The sequence below is a fragment of the Desulfosporosinus sp. BICA1-9 genome (assembly GCF_000802135.1).
This window is the reverse complement of the sequence record NZ_JUEE01000142.1, coordinates 15927-34253: the sequence shown is the minus strand read 5'-3', so window position 1 is coordinate 34253 and position 18327 is coordinate 15927. Positions and strand designations below refer to the sequence as shown.

The following is an 18327-nucleotide window of genomic DNA, read 5'->3' as shown; positions in this document are numbered from 1 at the left end:
CGATCTACAAAGGTTTCTAATAGATAGGGTTCTATCTCGTATAGGATCGGCCAATCATGTTTTAGATGTTTGATGGATAGAGCTATTATATGTGAAGCCAGATTTTTAACGTGCACCCACGGTAAAATAAGAAAGCGATTATTGTTTAAAACATGGGGTAAATATCGTTTGCGTTCTTCTGGGTTCCAGTCGATAAATGTATCCCTCACCCCAAGCCTATATGAAGCCTGGTTATAACTGATGGCAGCAATAGGGCGTTCATTAAACTACACAAGGTACTTTACTCGTGGTCCAATCGTTTTTTTATAACCCAGATAATGATATGATTCTACGAGATGGTTCCAGAGCGCTTCCAGCTCTGTGCGACTGACAAGTTCAATTTTTAGCGAGGTTATTATCTCAAGTATTTCTTCTACCAAGGGTCTATCATCGATAAAATAAAGAACGTTTTTTGGTTTCATGACAACTAATCCTTTCAGTTTTGAGGACAGAGTTATCCCTTTTATGTGTTATTATAACCCACCGAGTCCTCACTACTAAATGTAGCACATGAAATCCGTTTTGTCTATAATTTTAATTCACGCTGTAGTACTAGGGACTATTCCATTAATGCAAAGTTGGTAGCGCTATTAAGGGGTCGTTTAAGCGCACTTGGTATAAAAGTAGTAGCAGCGGAGGAATATGCGGCCCCTAATGTTATAACCTTTGAACTTACAAGACATCTCAGTTCTGAGGTGGTGGGAAAGAGACTGGAAAAGGAGGGCTATTATCTAAGCTATCGAAGCTCCTATCTGCTCAAGCGAAATTGGCTTCAGATTTGCTTGATGGGAGAGTATGATCAGAGGGTGATTGATGCCTTCCCGCCAATTTTAGCTTCTTGCTTGGCATAGGTTAAGCGGTTATGCTATATGGCAAAGAGTAAAGTGCTGTCAAATTTGGCACTCTATAAATCAGCATTCTTTTATTACTACTCTTTAATTTCGATCAAAATCATGGTATTATGCATAATAAAAGAATTCTTAGTAACTATTAAAATGCGCGACAAGGCCATAGACAAAGTGCTATGGCCTTATACATATTTTAAGGACGCGAAGGGTTATTGGTAACTTTCAGAATGCAGATAAGCATGGGAATAAGTAACTTATGGAGGCTGATATGGGATCACAAGCTGTAAAACGAATTTACGTGGAAAAAAAGCCGGGGTATGATATTGAAGCCCAGGGTATCTACAGCGACCTAATAGAAAATTTAGGAATCACAGGGTTGCAAGGCTTAAGAGTGATTAACCGCTATGATATTTCAGGAATTACGGAAGAGGAGTATGCCAAGTCCCGCCCGATTATTTTTGCCGAGCCTCCCCTAGATTTGGTGTATGACGAAAATTTCGAAGTTCCCCCTCAAGACCGAGTTTTTGCTATAGAATATCTGCCCGGTCAGTATGATCAGCGGGCAGATTCTGCTGCCCAGTGTGTCCAAATCCTAACTCAGAAAGAGCGGCCTATTATTGCTTTGGCAAAGCTTATCGTTTTAATGGGTCAATTATCCGAACAAGATTTCCAGAAAATTAAGGATTATTGCATTAACCCTGTTGAATCACGGGAAGCCGCTCTAGAAAAACCTGAGAGTTTAGACTTTGAACCTGTGATTCCAGCAGATGTTGAAATTATTGCTGGCTTTTCAGAGAAGACGCCTACTGAATTAAGATCGTTCTTTCAAAAAGCCGGTTTAGCGATGAGCTATGAGGATTTAGCATTTTGTCAGGGCTATTTTCGGGATACCGAAAAACGAAATCCGACGATCACAGAGATCCGAGTGATTGACACTTATTGGTCGGATCACTGTCGGCATACGACGTTTAATACCAAGATTGAAGAGGTTTCTTTTTCAGAGGGGGATTTTGCTGAGCCACTGAACACGGCTTATCAGGAATATCTCACATCACGGGGTTATGTCTATGGAGAAAACACATCAAATAGAGATGTCAGCCTCATGGACATAGGCGTCTTGGCGATGAAAGAGTTGAAGAAGAGAGGTCAATTACCCGACCTCGATGAATCCGATGAGATTAATGCCTGTAGTATTGTTGTGAATGTAGAGATTAACGGCCAAACTGAAGAATGGCTAGTGATGTTTAAAAATGAGACCCATAACCATCCTACGGAAATCGAACCCTTCGGTGGGGCGGCCACCTGTTTAGGGGGTGCCATTCGAGATCCCTTGTCAGGTCGTACCTATGTTTACCAAGCCATGCGTGTGACAGGAAGTGGTGATCCAAGGGCCAAGTTAGAGGATACTCTACCCGGAAAATTACCTCAGAGAAAGATCACAAGGGGTGCAGCCTTTGGTTATAGTTCCTATGGAAATCAAATTGGCCTGGCTACAGGGCAAGTAACGGAAGTCTATGATGAAGGCTTTGTAGCCAAACGCATGGAAATTGGAGCAGTGATCGCGGCAGCTCCTCGCAAAAACGTTGTACGCGAAGTCCCTGAACCGGGAGATATTGTGGTACTTGTCGGCGGGAGAACGGGTAGGGACGGGTGTGGTGGTGCAACTGGATCTTCTAAAGAGCACACCACAGAGTCTCTACTAACCTGTGGTGCGGAAGTACAAAAAGGAAATCCACCCACAGAACGGAAAATTCAAAGACTTTTCCGTAATCCAAACGTAAGTACACTGATCAAACGCTGCAACGATTTTGGTGCAGGCGGGGTATCAGTTGCTATCGGAGAATTAACGGATGGCTTAGAAATAAACTTAGATGCAGTTCCCAAAAAATACGAAGGTCTTGATGGAACAGAACTTGCGATCTCTGAATCTCAGGAGCGCATGGCAGTTGTTATTCGTGCTCATGATTTTGAGACTTTCGCCAAATATGCTGATGAGGAAAACTTGGAAGCAACGTTAGTGGCTAGGGTTAGTGCCAATCCTAGACTGACAATGTCTTGGCGAGGGCAGACAATTGTTGATCTCAGCCGAGAGTTTCTCAATACCAATGGGGTTAAGCAGACGATGAAAGTCGAGGTCACTCTGCCTGAGACTGGTCGAGACTACTTTAGTAAGCTGCCAGAAGCAGTGGAACAAAAAATAGCTGAAGAAAATCTAGAAAACAAAACGAGCGAAAGCCCCTTATTAAAAGAGGCTTGGCTGGCTAATCTAGCTGACTTAAACGTCTGTAGCCAAAAGGGGTTAGTGGAGAGGTTTGACAGTACGATCGGAATGTCTTCCGTTCTGATGCCCCTAGGTGGTAAATATCAGGTCACTCCAGCTGAAGGTATGGTGGCAAAGCTCCCGGTTTTATCAGGAGAAACGAATACGGCGACCATGATGACCTATGGCTATAATCCGCAATTAGCCACGTGGAGTCCATTTCATGGTGCCTTATATGCCGTTGTTGATGCGGTAACTAAGACAGTGGCCCTAGGTGGGGATTATCGCCAGGTTAGACTTACCCTACAGGAGTATTTCGAACGATTAGGAACTGACCCACAAAAATGGGGAAAACCCTTTAGTGCTTTGTTAGGGGCTTTTTATGCTCAGAAAAAACTGGGCATTCCAGCGATAGGTGGGAAAGACAGCATGTCTGGAACATTCATGGATCTGCACGTCCCTCCGACCTTGGTTGCCTTTGCAGTCAATCTGATCGAGGCGGATAAGGTTGTTTCCCAGGAGTTTAAAAAGTCCAGCAGTCAGGTTGTCTTAGTCAAAGCCATTCGGGATGACCATGAAGTTCCAAATTTTGAACAGCTAAGCAAAAACTATACTAAAATTAACGAGTTAATCCATTCCGGTTGCGTCCTAGCATCCTATACCGTAAGGATGGGAGGATTGGCAGCAGCTCTGAGTAAAATGTCGTTTGGCAATCGGATCGGGATGACCTTTAATAGTCCGATAGACATTAATAGTCTATTTTCGGTTGATTATGGTTCAATAGTCTTGGAAATAGCTGAAACGGTCGATTTAGCAGAGGAATTCGGCGATGTAGTATATCAGCTGCTGGGAGTTACCCAGGAAAAACCGGTTATTTCAGTTAATGGCGTCGAAGTAGAGCTGGATGATGCTTTACAGGCTTGGAAAAAGCCCCTGGAAAAAGTCTTTCCGACTGAAACGGAAAAGGTTGCTGAACCACAAAAAGTGAGCTACAACTTGAGGAATACTCAGGCACCGTCCACTAAAGTGGCTAAACCAAGAATCTTTATTCCAGTTTTTCCAGGTACTAATTGTGAATACGATTCGGCGAAAGCCTTTGAGAAAGCCGGCGGGCTGGTTGAAACTTTGGTGATTAGAAACCTGACGGCTACAGATGTAGAAGAATCTATCCAAGAGATGGTTAAGAAGATAAAACAGGCTCAAATCGTCATGCTTCCAGGAGGCTTCAGTGCCGGGGATGAACCAGACGGTTCGGGTAAATTCATTGCTACCATGTTCCGGAACCCCAGGATTAACGAAGCGGTGGCGGAACTTATGCAGCAACGGGATGGGTTGATGCTCGGAATTTGTAATGGATTTCAAGCGTTAATTAAACTCGGTCTCGTTCCCAACGGTGAAATTATTGATTTAACGGAGGATTCTCCCACCCTCACGTATAACAAAATCGGACGTCACGTTTCCTGTATGGTCGAAACCAAAGTCGTTTCCGTCTTATCCCCTTGGTTTAGCGGGGTGAAACTGGGGGACATTCATACCGTACCCATCTCACACGGAGAAGGACGGTTCGTGGCAAATCAAGCTGTGATTCAATCGTTGATTGCTAAGGGGCAGATTGCTACTCAATATGTCGATCTCGACGGTCAACCGAGCAATGATGTTATTTATACGCCCAATGGTGCTTACGAAGCGATCGAAGGAATTACCAGCCCTGATGGACGTATTTTAGGTAAAATGGCCCATTCTGAAAGGTCTGGTCTAGATATAGCCAAAAATGTCCCAGGGGATAAGTATCAACCGATTTTTACTGGCGGAGTTAATTATTTCAGAGGTTAAATACCGGAGTACTCGCGCCTTGCGCAGGTCTTTGTTTGCAGGGTTTTGGAAGTGCTTGTCGAATTCTAAATCCAAGAGGATTTTTATCCATATTAAAAACTCCCACTTCTCAAAGTGAGAGTTCATGATCTGCTGCGGTGGAGGGATTTTAGCTTCAACTAAAACGAGTTAACGACTAGAAATAGGAGATGAATTTCTTGAACACTAACTTTGAAAGCGCTATTGTAACAGAACAAGGAAAAAGTATTGCCGTTGTTTCCGTCCAGCCCACGGTATTCCAAAATTCGTTTAATGCCTCTATGGTTATCAAAGGATTGCTACCTGTCTTTAAAGGAATGCCAATTGTTCTCATGACCTTGGACCCCCAGGGAGCACCTGCTTATTTTGGCAGAGCGGACCTTATTCTCATCCTCGAAAATGTTAATATTAAAGAAGCTGCTTGGAAGCAAATAACTGCCGATATAGATTTAACGAATTCTTGCCCGATGAAAGAATCGGAAGAATCATAAACACCTAGGGTTGAGGGAAAAATGGACGTTTGGGCGAACTACCGCAAAATAGTACATGTAGATATGGATGCGTTCTATGCCTCTGTCGAGCAGCGCGATGATCATTGCTTACTGGGTAAACCTGTTGTGGTGGGAGGCAGACTTAACAGTCGGGGTGTGGTTTCTGCTGCATCTTATGAAGCGCGCAAATTTGGAATACACTCAGCAATGCCTCTGGCAGAGGCTGCCCGACGCTGTCCGTTTGCCGTTTTTTTACCAGTAAACGGAGAAAAATATCGAGAAGTATCCTTGCAAATTCGACAAATATTCTTGACGTATACTCCTATGGTGGAACCGCTATCTCTGGATGAAGCCTTTTTGGACGTTACAGGTTCTACAAGCTTATTTGGTCCTGCCGATACAATTGCTTTAACTATTAAACAGCGTATCCAGCAGGAACTAAACTTAACAGCTTCAGTTGGCTTAGCCTGTAATAAGTTTTTGGCAAAGCTGGCCTCAGACTTGAAAAAACCTGATGGTTTCGTGGTTGTTCGACCAGATAGGATTCAAGAGTTTCTTGACCCACTGCCAGTGGAACGGATCTGGGGAGTCGGAGAAAAGACTGCGGAGCAATTGCACTCTTATAATGTCAAAACAGTAAGGGATTTGCGTCGCTTGGAGTTGGGAAACTTAACCAGGCTGTTTGGAACTTCGGGAAGTCAACTTTATCACTTGGCCAAAGGGATTGACGATCGACCCGTGGAAAGCGACAGGGTGGTTAAATCCATCGGTCGAGAGACTACGTTTGCTGCAGATATTGCCGATATCGAGGTGTTGGAGACGACTTTGCTAGACTTGGCCGTTGATGTTGGTCGGAGCTTGCGTAAAGAGAATCTCAGAGGTAAAACGATCACCTTGAAAGTCAGATACGACGATTTTCGTACCTTAACTCGTTCTCGTACCTTACCGCGGGCTACGGATCTTGAAGACGTGATTTATCAAGAAGCCTGCAGCCTTTTAAGAGAGGTATCGCTTAAACAACCCCTCAGGTTAATTGGCGTGACCCTGCATAACCTGACTGATCAGATTGAAAACCAATTATCTTTGTTTGAAGAGTCCCAACAGGAACGTGAAAATCTCACTAAAGTTCTTGATTTAGTGAAAGAGAAATACGGCGAGAAGATTATTACCAGGGCTCGACTCCTGTGACTACTGTGTAAAACATGTATAGGCAATCTGCTTTAAGTAATGCAGATTGCCTATTTTTAAAAAGAAGATTTTTCCAATCGTCAGACCCACTTCAAGTGAGACTAGTTCCCAGTACTCTGCTTCGGTGGGGATAGACTCTCCCTTCGCTGCGAAGTGTACCTTTTGAGAATAGGCGGCTCGGTGAAACCAATCCTCAGCGCGATCGTATTCGTTAAGGGCCGTGCGCTTCGGCGATACTCTATCCTACGCTGGTAAGCCATTTCTTTAGGGATCGCGGCTTCGGCGATACTCTCCACTGGAGACTATCGTCAACGGAAGCTTTCGTCACCGAAGACTCGATGTTCTGCATAAGTCGCACGAGTTCACTTAAAGGGCTGTTATCTATTGCAAATAGATAACAGTGCGAAATATGTAGAAAGATGTCGGTAATTTCCTTGTCAGTAAACACAGTTATTATGCGTCTATAGCTAAGTAGGAAATAGAATAGAATGGTGGAATGGAATGGAAAGTGAATTAACAATCCATGAGCCAAGAGACAAGCAAAAAATTATAAAACCAGGTTGGGAGCGTGATATGGGTAGATTTTAAGAGGTGCAGCGTACTTAATGAAAAAAAGATAGAAGAGAGGAAGGTAGATAATATTATGAAGAAGAATTGGCATTCTAGCTTTGCCGTGATCGTTGTTGCTTTTTTACTAGCTCCCATGATTTCTGCTCCCGTCGCTATAGCCGGAGTAAGTGGGTTACCACAACCTGTAGAAAGTAGGTTATTAAAACCTATGGAGACTTTGGCGATACCTCAAGTCACCCTCGAAGAGGCTATTCTGATTGTTAAATCAAACTTCGATGTGCCCATTGAGTATACCGACTTTAACTCTACATACAACACTTACGATGATCGCCAAGTATGGGCCCTGCGTTGGAATGGAACGGCGGAACGACCAGGAGAGTTCGCTGCAGAAGTTAGTGCCATAAACGGAAATATTATAAGTATGAACTATTGGAAAAATGACACTCAAGTGGGCAATAGCCCGTCAATTCCGCCAATTACTAAATTGGCTGCCAGAGAAATTAGTAATAATTTACTGAAGCGTTTATTGGGCAAGCTTAGCGAGGACTTAAGACTTATTCCTAGTGATTCAGAGATTATGCCCTTGGACTACAGTCCTGTCAATTATAATTTACAATACCAGCGCCTTATTGATGGGGTGCCCTTTCTAAGCAATGGGGCCAATGTGCAGGTGTCCAGTACCGATGGGCACATCACTTCCTATAATCTCAACTGGAATGAAGTGAAGGCACCTGAGGGTAAGGGCGTGATCAACTCCACCCAGGCACAGCAAGCTTTCATTAAGGCACCTTTTTTTAAATTAGAATACTGGGTACCGTCTTCTTATAGACCGTTAGTTGCGGGACAAAAGCAGGTTGCTAAGCTTGTCTACCAATTGAGAGGGCAAAATGGAGGGGCAATCGATGCCTTTACAGGTGAACCCCTTCAGCTCAATCAGGGAGATTGGCTAATGACTGATTCATTCGGAACTGGAGGAATGGGGAACGCCAAGGAGGAAAGGGCAGGCTCAATCTCAGATGGAGCTCAAGTTTTAACCCCTCAGGAACAACTAGAAGTGGAACGCACTGCTAAGCTGCTTAAACGGGATGAGGCCATAGCTGCAGTACAGCGCTGGATTGAGATACCTGCTAACCTAACCCTACGTAGCGCAAATCTAGGTACTGACTGGCGTAGTGCAGACAAGCGTATTTGGAGCTTTAACTGGAACAGCATGGGATCCGACAAAGGGGATGGCACACCTCAATACCTAAGTGCTAGGGTCAGTGCCACAACTGGTGAGTTGTATGGTTTTGATATCTCTAATCAACCGAGCGGGAAGACTGAGGCAAAACTTGACCGCTTAGCAGCTCAGAATCTAGCTGAAGAGTTTCTAAAAAAAGTACAGCCCGATCGGTTTAGTCAAGTCGTGTTAAACACTGAAATCAATAACCAAATGGATAAAATAAGTCCGGAGCCATGGAATATACAGGCTTACTCTTACCACAGAGTTGTCAATGGGGTAGATTTCCCGGATAATGGCATGATTGTCAATGTAGATCCTGTCGCTGGTAAGGTCACGAGTTATGAACTCAACTGGTCAGAACATGAATTGTCAAGTGTTTCTGGAATTCTTAGTAAAGAACAGGCTGTAGAATCATTTCTGAAGGCACGTCCTCTGACTCTGAACTATGTTCGAATCTATTCCAATGGAATGCCAGGGGATTTGCGCTTGGTTTATCTTCCAGTTAGTCAAGACCGTAGTATTTCGATTTCCAATATATTAGATGCAAAAAGCGGAGAACTGCTTGATTACCAGGGCCTGCCCCTGGAAAAAGGGCCAAAACCTTATAATTTTACGGATCTTGAGGGAGTTAACGGTGCATCAGAGATTGCGGCCCTCGGGCAAGCGGGATTGTTTGGTGACTATGGAAACAGCTTTAAGCCGCTGGAGAAGATGAATTTGGGGTCGCTATTGCGGGCAATGTATCTCAACCGATTTGGTCAGTGGGGAAATACGGGCTTGACGGAGAGTGAGATTCTTAAAAAGGCTAAAGAGCAAGGCTGGTTGAAAGAGGAAATGCAACCTGGGGATCCAGTTTCTCGAGAAATCTTAGTTAAAGTCCTGTTACGCTATATTCAACTAGATAAGTTAGCTGAACTGAACGATATTTATCAGGTTAAGTTTCAAGATGCCGCTCAAATTAACCCGGATGCTTTAGGATTTTTTGCCTTAGCTAGCAGCACAGGAATACTCAAAGTGGAGGGTCAAGTGCTGGCTCCCTTGGAAACAGTAAGCCGAGCTGAGGCCGCAACCGCTCTCTTTAGGGCTTTGGGGTGGCGCAAATAGTTTATAGTTTATAGTTTATAGTTTATAGGCATTCATACTATTGAGCAGAAGACTTACGTAGTACAATATAAGGGTAGGTAATTCAAAATGCATGAATTACCTACCCTTATTTACGGTTATTTATAGTGTCGAACTGCAATAGTACAATGATCAATTTTCTCTCTGGATAGCTAGGTCCAATCTTAGTTGGGTGTTATGAAAACGTAGATTTAATTCATTAGATTATACAGTACACGTTGAAGGTATATTAATGCTATAATTTAAAGCAGGCTAGACTAGTATAAAAGAATAAGGGAGCGATGTCTCTTAATTATGCTAATCGACCCTAACCTTTAATCCGGATAATCTTTCCGAGGGTTGAACGAGAACCATTTGGTTAGATTGATTAAACTGGAACTGATAGGATTCTCCGGATGTTTGTCCAATAGCTGTTTTCCAGCTAAAGTTATTCATGGCCACACTTGGATCTCCACCCCCGTTAGGACCGCTTGTCCATGCCACGATAGCATCAGGATCAACCACACAAGGGGCTTCAAGCATGAGTGGGTTACCATCAGTTACTACGGCAACTTGTTGGGGTTGGTTTGAGGTATTGCTGAGAACGGTTGTTGCTAAGCCTTTTTGAGATAAAACTCCACTTCCTATAAAGCGGACATCGTATTTAAGTTCTAGGGGAAAAGCGAGAAGATTTTCACTCTCAACCGATAAGCAATCGCCAGGCTCAAGTTCAAAAACTGAAACATGATAAGCATTTTGCGCTAAATATATGATACCCGAACCTTCGACTGTCATCAGTTGAATATCTTCCCCGGTTAGTTTTCTTTTTGCCATGCCTAAGAGAGAACCCATAACTCCTCCCCCATTGTCTGGACCTAGCAACATCTTATCAAACTTAAAGTTTCCTTTAAAGGCAACCATTGCCCCTTTTTTAGCAATAAACTTATCCGTACCTTCAACCTTGCAGCTTAATTCTTCTTCTACATTAAATTTGAACAATTCAGCAGCCTCCTTTTCCTCGTGTGATTATTCCGCTCCACACTCAAATGATAGTTTAAAATATATATCAAAAGGACAAGAATTTCAACATCCCAGAGACTGAGATAAGCTGAAATAAGTTCTTGTCTATTACCAAAGAACCTAAGTTCCATGCTGCAGAAGATTTAAATTAGTTGAGATAACAAGTGTTCAAAAGCTGAGGAGTGAGTGTATTGACCAAGGATTTCAAATACGTTGGGAAGAGTTTTCCAATCCATGATGCACAGCAAAAAGTAAGTGGAGATTTGAAATATTTAAGTGATATGACGCTGCCAAATATGTTATACGCAAAACTACTCTTAAGTCCGATTGCCCATGGGCTAATTGCAAGCATTGATACAAGTAAAGCCGAAGCTCTCCCAGGGGTTATCGGGGTATTCACACATTTGAATACTCCCAGCAAAGCGTATAGTCGCTATCGAATTATACCTGACCAAGATTTTTGCTTAGAGGATGAACGTCTATTAACGGATAAAGTAAGATTTGTGGGAGATCGAGTTGCAGCTGTTGTGGCTACCAGTAAGGAAACTGCTAAGCAGGCTATAGCCCTTATTCAAGTGGAGTATGAGGCACTGCCTGTACTAAGTACTCCTGAGAAAGCGCTGCAGGAACAAGAAACGAAAATCCATCCTATGGGGAATTTGATCCATAAGTATGAATACAAACTAGGGGAGCAAGTTCTGCTTTCTGAGGATTGTGTTGTTGTTGAAACTTTAACCAGTACTCAGAAAATGCATCATGCAGCAATGGAAACGCATGTTTGTCTGGCAGATTTCGATAGTTCTGGAAAGTTGACGTTATGGGCAGCTTGTCAAGGTGCTTTTGGCGTTAGAACTATTGTCGCGGATTTGCTAGAATTGAGTTATAACAAAGTCAGAGTCATTAAAGTGCCCATGGGAGGTTCTTTCGGCGGAAGACAAGAAACCATCTTAGAACCGATTACTGCGTTTTTGGCTAAGGAGGTTAGGCGACCGGTCAAATTGACCTTAACCAGGGAAGAAACTATTATTTCTACGATGACTAGACCTGCCACGACCTCCAGAATAAGAACGAAGGTTACCATGGAAGGGATTCTTGCGGATTGTAGTGTAAATACCATTGTGGATGCCGGAGCCTATGCCACCAGTTCCATCGACAATACGTACGCAATGTCCAAAAAGATCTGTAAGTTATATAGAATCCCTTACTACGAACATTCGGGTAAGACAGTCTACACAAATACGCCTGTTGCCGGTGGAGCCCGAGGGTGGGGAGCGCCAGAAATAATGACTGCCCTTGAAATTCATATGGATGCGGTAGCCAAAAGCTTGAAAATGGATGTTGTGGAATTTAGACTCAAGAATCTTGTCCATCCCTATGACCTCGATAAAGCATCGCATATTTCGCTGGGCAATGCTCACGTGATTGAATGCCTAAAGAAAGGTGCTGCCGCCTTTTGCTGGAGTAAACGATACTATAGGGAACCCAATCCCAATCAAGCTAGAGTTCGCAAGGGAGTAGGATTGGCCTGTGCTGCTCATAAAAATGGTATGTACGGAGGCTTTCCTGAACATAGTACAATGACCCTTAAAATGAATGAGGACGGTAGTTTTATTCTTAATACAGGTCTTCATGAGTTAGGTTGTGGAACAATTACTTCGATCAAGCAGATCACTGCAGAAGTCTTAGATATTGAGCTAGATAAGATAACCGTCCTGGAAGCAGACACTGAATACGGTCCCTATGATTTCGGCTCTTATGGCAGTAGAGTAACTTATATTTGCGGTGCGTGCGCTTATGAAGTGGCCAAAAGGTTGAAAGAGATACTGTTGGAATGTGCAGCTCATAACTTACAGAAGCCTAAGCAATACTTAGCAGTAGAACAGGGAAGGGTTAAAATAATTGGCAACGAGTCGCAGTCGATGAGTTATCGCGCAATTGCTACGACCGCTAAAATTAAGGATAATATCGACATCGTTGTTACACACACCTATCATGGGACATCCAATCCAGGTGCCTATGCCGCGCATTTTGCCGAGGTTGCGGTAGATACTGAAACAGGACGAGTGAGGATTGTCGATTATCTGGCGGCACATGATATTGGGAAGGCCATAAATCCCGGGATGGTTGAAGGACAGATCCAAGGGGGCGTCCAAATGGGTATTGGATACGCTTTATATGAAGAACTTAGGATTGGTCGTGATGGCAGTATCCTGAACGGCAGTTTTAAGAACTATCATCTGCTTAATGCTCCCGATATGCCCACCGTCAAAACGCTTTTGATCGAGGAGGGTGGAGATGAAGGTCCCTTTGGCGCCAAGAGTATTGGGGAAATAGCCTTTGTTCCAGTCGCTGCGGCAGTAGTTAATGCAGTGAACAACGCCCTTGGGACCTCACTGTCAGAATTGCCACTTACTCCAGAAAAAATATTGGCGTCTCTGAAAAAGTAGCTTCAATACTTAAATTTAAGGGTGGAAATACGATGCAAATTGAGTTTAAACTCAACGGAAAAGAGTATAACATGGAAGTTAGTTCGACCCTAAGACTGGTCGATTTATTGAGAGAAGAACTGGGTCTAACAGGGACAAAAGAAGGGTGTGGCGAAGGTGAGTGCGGTTCTTGTACTGTGATCATGAATGGCAAAGCCGTAAACTCATGCCTAGTTCTTGCACTTCAAATTAGGGGTCAAGAAATCCTGACTATTGAAGCCTTAGAAAAGGATGGACAATTGGACAAACTACAACATTCCTTCATTCAGAATGGTGCGGTTCAATGTGGCTATTGCACACCGGGAATGTTAATGTCGGCCAAGGCACTGTTGATGACAAATCCCAATCCTACAGATGAAGAAATAAAAATATCTATTGCCGGTAATTTATGCCGCTGTACTGGGTATAACAAGATAGTCACAGCAATCAAAGAAGCAGCCGACGGCAAATATTGATCGTGTAAGGAGCATAATTACAATGAACTGTGATTTTGATCAGATTATCGATCGCAACAAGACGAGTTGTGTTAAATGGGATTTTAACCAACGTATCTTTGGGCGCGAGGACATTTTGCCATTATGGGTTGCTGATATGGACTTTCAAGCGCCTCAAGCAGTCGTAGAAGCCTTAGTAAACCGTGCCCAGCATGGAATATATGGTTATTCAAATAGTATGGACGGGTATTACGAGGCTCTGATCGACTGGATGAAGAACAGGCATGATTGGTTGATCGAACGAGAGTGGATAACCTTCAGCCCTGGAATTGTTCCCGCTTTAAATGAATTGGTACGGAGTTTGACCAAGGCTGGTGATAAAATCATCCTTCAATCCCCTGTCTATCCACCTTTTTTTCAAGCGATCAAAAATCACGGTCGTGAAGTGGTTAATAACCAACTTAGATTGGAAAACGGTCGCTATACTATGGACTTTACGGACTTGGAAGAGAAATTTGCCAGCGGAGTCAAAATGATGATTCTTTGCAGCCCCCATAATCCTGTTGGTCGTGTCTGGGATCGGGATGAACTTGATCGCTTAGGTCAGCTTTGTCTAGCTTATGATGTACTGGTTATCTCTGACGAAATTCATGGCGATCTAATTTTTGAGGGTTATCGTCATATTCCTTTTGCCTCGCTTTCCTCTGATTTGGCGCAACAATCAATTGTTTGTACTGCCCCAAGCAAGACCTTTAATTTAGCAGGTTTACAAACCTCGAACTTGATCATTCCCAACCCCAAGTATCGACAAGCGTTTCTCGCATCTCTGGACCTGACAGGGATTCATAATCCTAATGTGTTTGGCATAACAGCTTTAGAAGTAGCCTATCAGCAGGGCGCGGAATGGCTCAATCAGTTGATGCACTATCTTGAGGGAAATGTAGAATTCCTTATGTCGTTCCTTGCTCGAGAGCTGCCTCAGATAGGGTTGATAAAACCAGAAGGGACGTATTTGGTCTGGCTGGATTTTAGGAGTTTAGGGCTAGAACCCAAGGATTTGCATAAATTTTTGGTACACAAGGCTGGCGTTGGTTTGAATGCTGGCTATTTATTCGGCCCCGGTGGTGAAGGCTTTGCTCGACTTAATTTAGGCTGTTCCCGTGCGGTTCTTGAAGAAGGGTTAAGACGAATTAAAACTGCCGTTCAGGAGTTGGCTTAAGTCATCTCCTAGGCTATCTATTTAAACCTCGCCCCTCATATCAAAACTTCCAATCATATTCATATCGATACCTTAGTATAAATAGCCCCATCTTCTTTTTAAGAATTTGATTGCTCATTAATTTTAAGAAAAAAATTATAAAAAGCTTATAAAGCATACAAAAAAGCCTAAGCATTTGTTTTAATGCTAAGGCTTTTTTGTATGCCTTTTTGAGGGGCTGGCTGTTACGAATTTTAGTTTCTTACAGATCTTATATGAGATAGTGCACTACCACAAATAACACTCGTTTGTTTCGTCCCTTCCACTTTTCTGCTTCATGGCATGAGTATTTCTCCTTCGGTAAAACCAATCCTGAACGCGATAGTTTTCACCAAAGGTCGTGCTTACGATAGAATCAGACCCTGAAAAAATACTGGTAAATTTACGAATTACGCACCGATGAAGGCATTCTCCAATACATTATTAAAGAATGAGACGACAGGGGGGAACGCCAATTGAGCTATATTGTCGAGGTGCAGGAAGTTGGCATGAAGTATCAATCCCCCAATGGGGAAATAATTGCCTTAGAAAATATTAATTTTTATGTTCGGGAAGGAGAGTTTGTAAGCATTGTTGGTCCTAGCGGTTGTGGTAAATCCACCTTATTATCGATCATTTCGGGCTTGATGTCCTCAACCTCAGGATCTGTCATGATTTCTGGGGAAAAGGTCAGCGGAACTTCCAAAAAAATCGGCTATATGTTGCAAAAAGACCATCTTTTTGACTGGAGGACGATCTATCAAAACGTCATGCTTGGTCTTGAAATTAGAAACTCAATCACGCCAGAGGCGAAAGAGCGAGCTATTAAACTTCTTAAAACATATGGGTTATACGAATTTAAAGATAAATATCCAAACCAGCTATCCGGAGGGATGAGGCAAAGAGCGGCACTCATCCGAACTCTTGTGACGGATCCTCAAATTCTTTTACTAGATGAAGCTTTTTCGGCCTTAGACTTTCAGACGAGGCTAGTGGTTAACGACGATATCTACGCAATAATTAAAAAAGAAAATAAAACTGCGCTGCTGGTTACCCATGATATTAGCGAGAGCATCAGCATGGCTGACCGGGTCATTCTTTTGTCAAAACGACCGGGAACGGTAAAGAACATTTATGAAATTAAGTTTAAGAATACCAACAGGACCCCTTTATCCTCAAGGGATGCACCAGAGTTTAGGAACTATTTCCAGGAGATATGGAGGGGGCTTGATGTCCATGTCTAACTTAGAAGAAAGGGAATCTCCTAAGACTCAAGATACTGACATTTCTCAAGAACATAGGGTGTATTTGCAGCGGATCAGGATGGAAAAACTGTGGGTTCGGCTCATACAATTACTTATTCTAGCTTTTGCGCTAATATTTTGGGAAGTCTTTGCTAATGCCAAACTAGTTGACCCGTTTATTACCAGTCAGCCCTCAAGGGTATTAAAGACGATTCTGAGATTATATGAAGAGGGAGTGCTTTTTCATCACATAGGCATAACCTGTCTAGAAGCATTCGTCGGCTTTATCTTAGGAACGTTCTTGGGAACGATTATGGCAATTATCTTATGGTGGTCAGAGTTTTTATGTAAAATATTAGAACCCTATCTTGTGGTCCTGAACAGTTTGCCTAAAATAGCGCTCGGGCCGATCTTTATTGTTTGGATTGGAGCAGGTACTTCTGCAATTATAGTCATGACCTTGGCGATTTCACTGATTGTCACCATCTTGGAAGTTTTAGGTGGATTTTTAGCCATTGATGAGGAAAAGATTAAGCTCGTTCAGACGTTTGGTGGAACGAAATTTCAAGTCCTTACAAAAGTAGTACTGCCTGCTTCCTATCCAACCATTATCAATGCTCTAAAAATTAATGTCGGATTGTCTTGGGTGGGAGTCATTGTAGGAGAGTTTCTAGTCTCAAGAGCAGGTTTAGGTTACTTGATTGTGTATGGTGGGCAAGTTTTTAAATTGGACCTGGTTATGACCAGTGTCATTATTCTAGGTATAGCAGCGACCATTATGTATCAGGGGGTGGTTTATCTTGAAAGATTGCTTGTAAAAAACAAAGGCTAAAACCAGTAAACTGACAGATAAACAGCGCTTAGCAAAATAGTGTAAGAGGAGGGCCCATCATTATGAAGAAGAAAACCGTGCTAGTACTTATCGTGTTAGCCTTAGTACTGTCCTTAGTGTTATCAGGCTGTAGTAACCAGACCGCACTCACCAAGGTAAAACTATCCGAGGTCACCCACTCCATTTTCTATGCTCCACAGTATGTGGCTATGAGTCAAGGTTTTTTTAAGACTGAGGGACTCGATATAGAGCTTTCCAATGGTCAAGGCGCAGATAAAGTAATGACCGCTGTCTTATCTGGCCAGGTTGACATTGGTTTCGCCGGACCTGAAGCAAGTATTTACGTCTATAATGAAGGTAAAGCAGATAACAGTGTCGTATTCGCTCAACTTACGAATGGAGATGGAACCTTCCTCATGGGCAGAAACCCCGATCCCAATTTTAAATGGAGTGATCTCCAAGGGAAGAATATTATCGGAGGGCGTAAGGGGGGAATGCCAGCCATTGTCCTTCAATATGTCTTAAGTAAGAACAATCTAACGACTGGAAAGGATGTAGCTATCGATACCACGATGCAATTTGCTGCGATGCCAGGTGCCTTCATGGGAGGGCAAGGAGACTATGTCATTATCTTTGAGCCCACGGCCTCGAGCATGGAAAAAGAGGGTAAAGCCTATATCGTTGCTTCCTTAGGTAAGGAAAGTGGTGAAGTACCCTATACCGCTTATTTTGCTAAGAAGAGCACAATAGAGAAAAATCCCGAGCTCATTCAAAAGTTTACTAATGCAATCTATAAGGGACAACGTTGGGTAGCAAGTCATACTGCAGAGGAGATTGCCAAAGCCATCAAACCTCAATTCCCAGATGAAAACGATCAGATACTCGTGAGCGCAGTCAAACGGTATAAAGAACAGAATTCCTGGAAAACGGATCCTGTTCTAATCGAAAAGGATTTCTATCTTTTACAACAAATCATCAAGGATGCAGGGGAATTAAATAAGATCGCCCCCTACGAAAAAGTGGTCACAGGGAAATTCGGGGAAACGGCTATTAAGAACCTTAAATAATGAAACCAAAAAGATCAAGCTAAATGCTTGATCTTTTTTATTAGTAACTCCTCTTTCGCTGTGAGGGTTACCTTTCGAGAAAGGAGGGGAGCTATGATCAGATTAAATGGAGTCCAATTTTTACAAGGGAATGTGTCATGAGTTCATGCTGCCCTAGACGCCAGTGTTAGGTTTTATAGTGCATAGTGAGCCTCAGATTGCGGATGAACTAGTACAACGTTTACATAGGAAGCGTTAATAAGAATTAGAGAGTGGTAATTGCTGTCGAAATATGTCAGAATATTTAATTACAAAATTGTTAGAATCTTTTAATATCTTGCAGGAATATAGTCAATTGTCTTGAATACTACTAACTATTGAAAAAATTGTCCAGACCAATTTAATACCAATGGGTTACCTTGGACTAGTCGTGATTCACAACACTAGTTCGATTATCA

11 protein-coding genes and 1 pseudogene are annotated in these 18327 nt (G+C 42.8%); 10 read left to right on the top strand and 2 right to left on the bottom strand.

Going from position 1 to position 18327, the window contains the following annotated elements; all coding sequences use genetic code 11:
• Nucleotides 1-461: pseudogene (locus JL57_RS17285) on the bottom strand (Druantia anti-phage system protein DruA); the annotation flags it as partial.
• A 694-nt stretch (nt 462-1155) separates the two neighbouring features.
• Here JL57_RS17285 and JL57_RS17270 point away from each other — a divergent pair.
• The 4 genes from JL57_RS17270 (at nt 1156) to JL57_RS17255 (ending at nt 9573) form a co-directional block, all read left to right on the top strand.
• A complete protein-coding gene (locus JL57_RS17270; RefSeq protein WP_034143255.1) occupies nt 1156-4980 on the top strand; it encodes a phosphoribosylformylglycinamidine synthase in 3825 nt (1274 codons plus the stop codon).
• Between the two features lie 197 nt (nt 4981-5177).
• The gene (locus tag JL57_RS17265; protein WP_034143254.1) at nt 5178-5489 is read left to right on the top strand and encodes a hypothetical protein; all 312 of its coding nucleotides are present in this window, start codon (nt 5178-5180) and stop codon (nt 5487-5489) included.
• A 21-nt stretch (nt 5490-5510) separates the two neighbouring features.
• Entirely contained in the window at nt 5511-6677 is a 1167-nt protein-coding gene (gene dinB, locus JL57_RS17260; RefSeq protein WP_034143253.1) for a DNA polymerase IV, read from the top strand.
• Between the two features lie 643 nt (nt 6678-7320).
• Nucleotides 7321-9573 (top strand): YcdB/YcdC domain-containing protein, encoded by a 2253-nt coding sequence (locus JL57_RS17255; RefSeq protein WP_034143252.1) that lies wholly within the window; start codon nt 7321-7323, stop codon nt 9571-9573.
• Nucleotides 9574-9888: 315 nt separating this feature from the next.
• Here JL57_RS17255 and JL57_RS17250 read toward each other — a convergent pair whose 3' ends face one another.
• Entirely contained in the window at nt 9889-10569 is a 681-nt protein-coding gene (locus JL57_RS17250) for an AIM24 family protein (protein WP_034143251.1), read from the bottom strand.
• A gap of 203 nt (nt 10570-10772) precedes the next feature.
• Here JL57_RS17250 and JL57_RS17245 point away from each other — a divergent pair, with 203 nt between their 5' ends.
• The 6 genes from JL57_RS17245 to JL57_RS17220 all read left to right on the top strand — a co-directional run bounded on the left by JL57_RS17245 (nt 10773) and on the right by JL57_RS17220 (nt 17890).
• Complete coding sequence (locus tag JL57_RS17245) at nt 10773-13037, top strand: xanthine dehydrogenase family protein molybdopterin-binding subunit (protein WP_291300217.1); 2265 nt, start codon at nt 10773-10775, stop codon at nt 13035-13037.
• A 32-nt stretch (nt 13038-13069) separates the two neighbouring features.
• On the top strand, nt 13070-13531 hold the full coding sequence (locus JL57_RS17240) for a (2Fe-2S)-binding protein (RefSeq protein ID WP_034143249.1): 462 nt from the start codon (nt 13070-13072) through the stop codon (nt 13529-13531).
• Between the two features lie 22 nt (nt 13532-13553).
• Nucleotides 13554-14729, top strand: coding sequence for a MalY/PatB family protein (locus JL57_RS17235; protein ID WP_034143248.1), 1176 nt, complete (start codon nt 13554-13556; stop codon nt 14727-14729).
• 494 nt (nt 14730-15223) lie between these two features.
• Entirely contained in the window at nt 15224-15991 is a 768-nt protein-coding gene (locus tag JL57_RS17230) for an ABC transporter ATP-binding protein (RefSeq protein WP_291300216.1), read from the top strand.
• The gene (locus JL57_RS17225) at nt 15984-16823 is read left to right on the top strand and encodes an ABC transporter permease (RefSeq protein WP_045690932.1); all 840 of its coding nucleotides are present in this window, start codon (nt 15984-15986) and stop codon (nt 16821-16823) included. Before JL57_RS17230 ends, JL57_RS17225 begins: the two co-directional genes overlap by 8 nt.
• 62 nt (nt 16824-16885) lie before the next feature.
• A complete protein-coding gene (locus tag JL57_RS17220; RefSeq protein ID WP_034143247.1) occupies nt 16886-17890 on the top strand; it encodes an ABC transporter substrate-binding protein in 1005 nt (334 codons plus the stop codon).
• Nucleotides 17891-18327: the final 437 nt, after the last annotated feature.

Coding starts and splice junctions, on each gene's coding strand:
- JL57_RS17270 (WP_034143255.1), top strand. CDS start 1,156: ATGGGATCACAAGCTGTAAAACGAATTTACGTGGAAAAAAAGCCGGGG.
- dinB (WP_034143253.1), top strand. CDS start 5,511: ATGGACGTTTGGGCGAACTACCGCAAAATAGTACATGTAGATATGGAT.
- JL57_RS17255 (WP_034143252.1), top strand. CDS start 7,321: ATGAAGAAGAATTGGCATTCTAGCTTTGCCGTGATCGTTGTTGCTTTT.
- JL57_RS17240 (WP_034143249.1), top strand. CDS start 13,070: ATGCAAATTGAGTTTAAACTCAACGGAAAAGAGTATAACATGGAAGTT.
- JL57_RS17235 (WP_034143248.1), top strand. CDS start 13,554: ATGAACTGTGATTTTGATCAGATTATCGATCGCAACAAGACGAGTTGT.
- JL57_RS17225 (WP_045690932.1), top strand. CDS start 15,984: ATGTCTAACTTAGAAGAAAGGGAATCTCCTAAGACTCAAGATACTGAC.
- JL57_RS17220 (WP_034143247.1), top strand. CDS start 16,886: ATGAAGAAGAAAACCGTGCTAGTACTTATCGTGTTAGCCTTAGTACTG.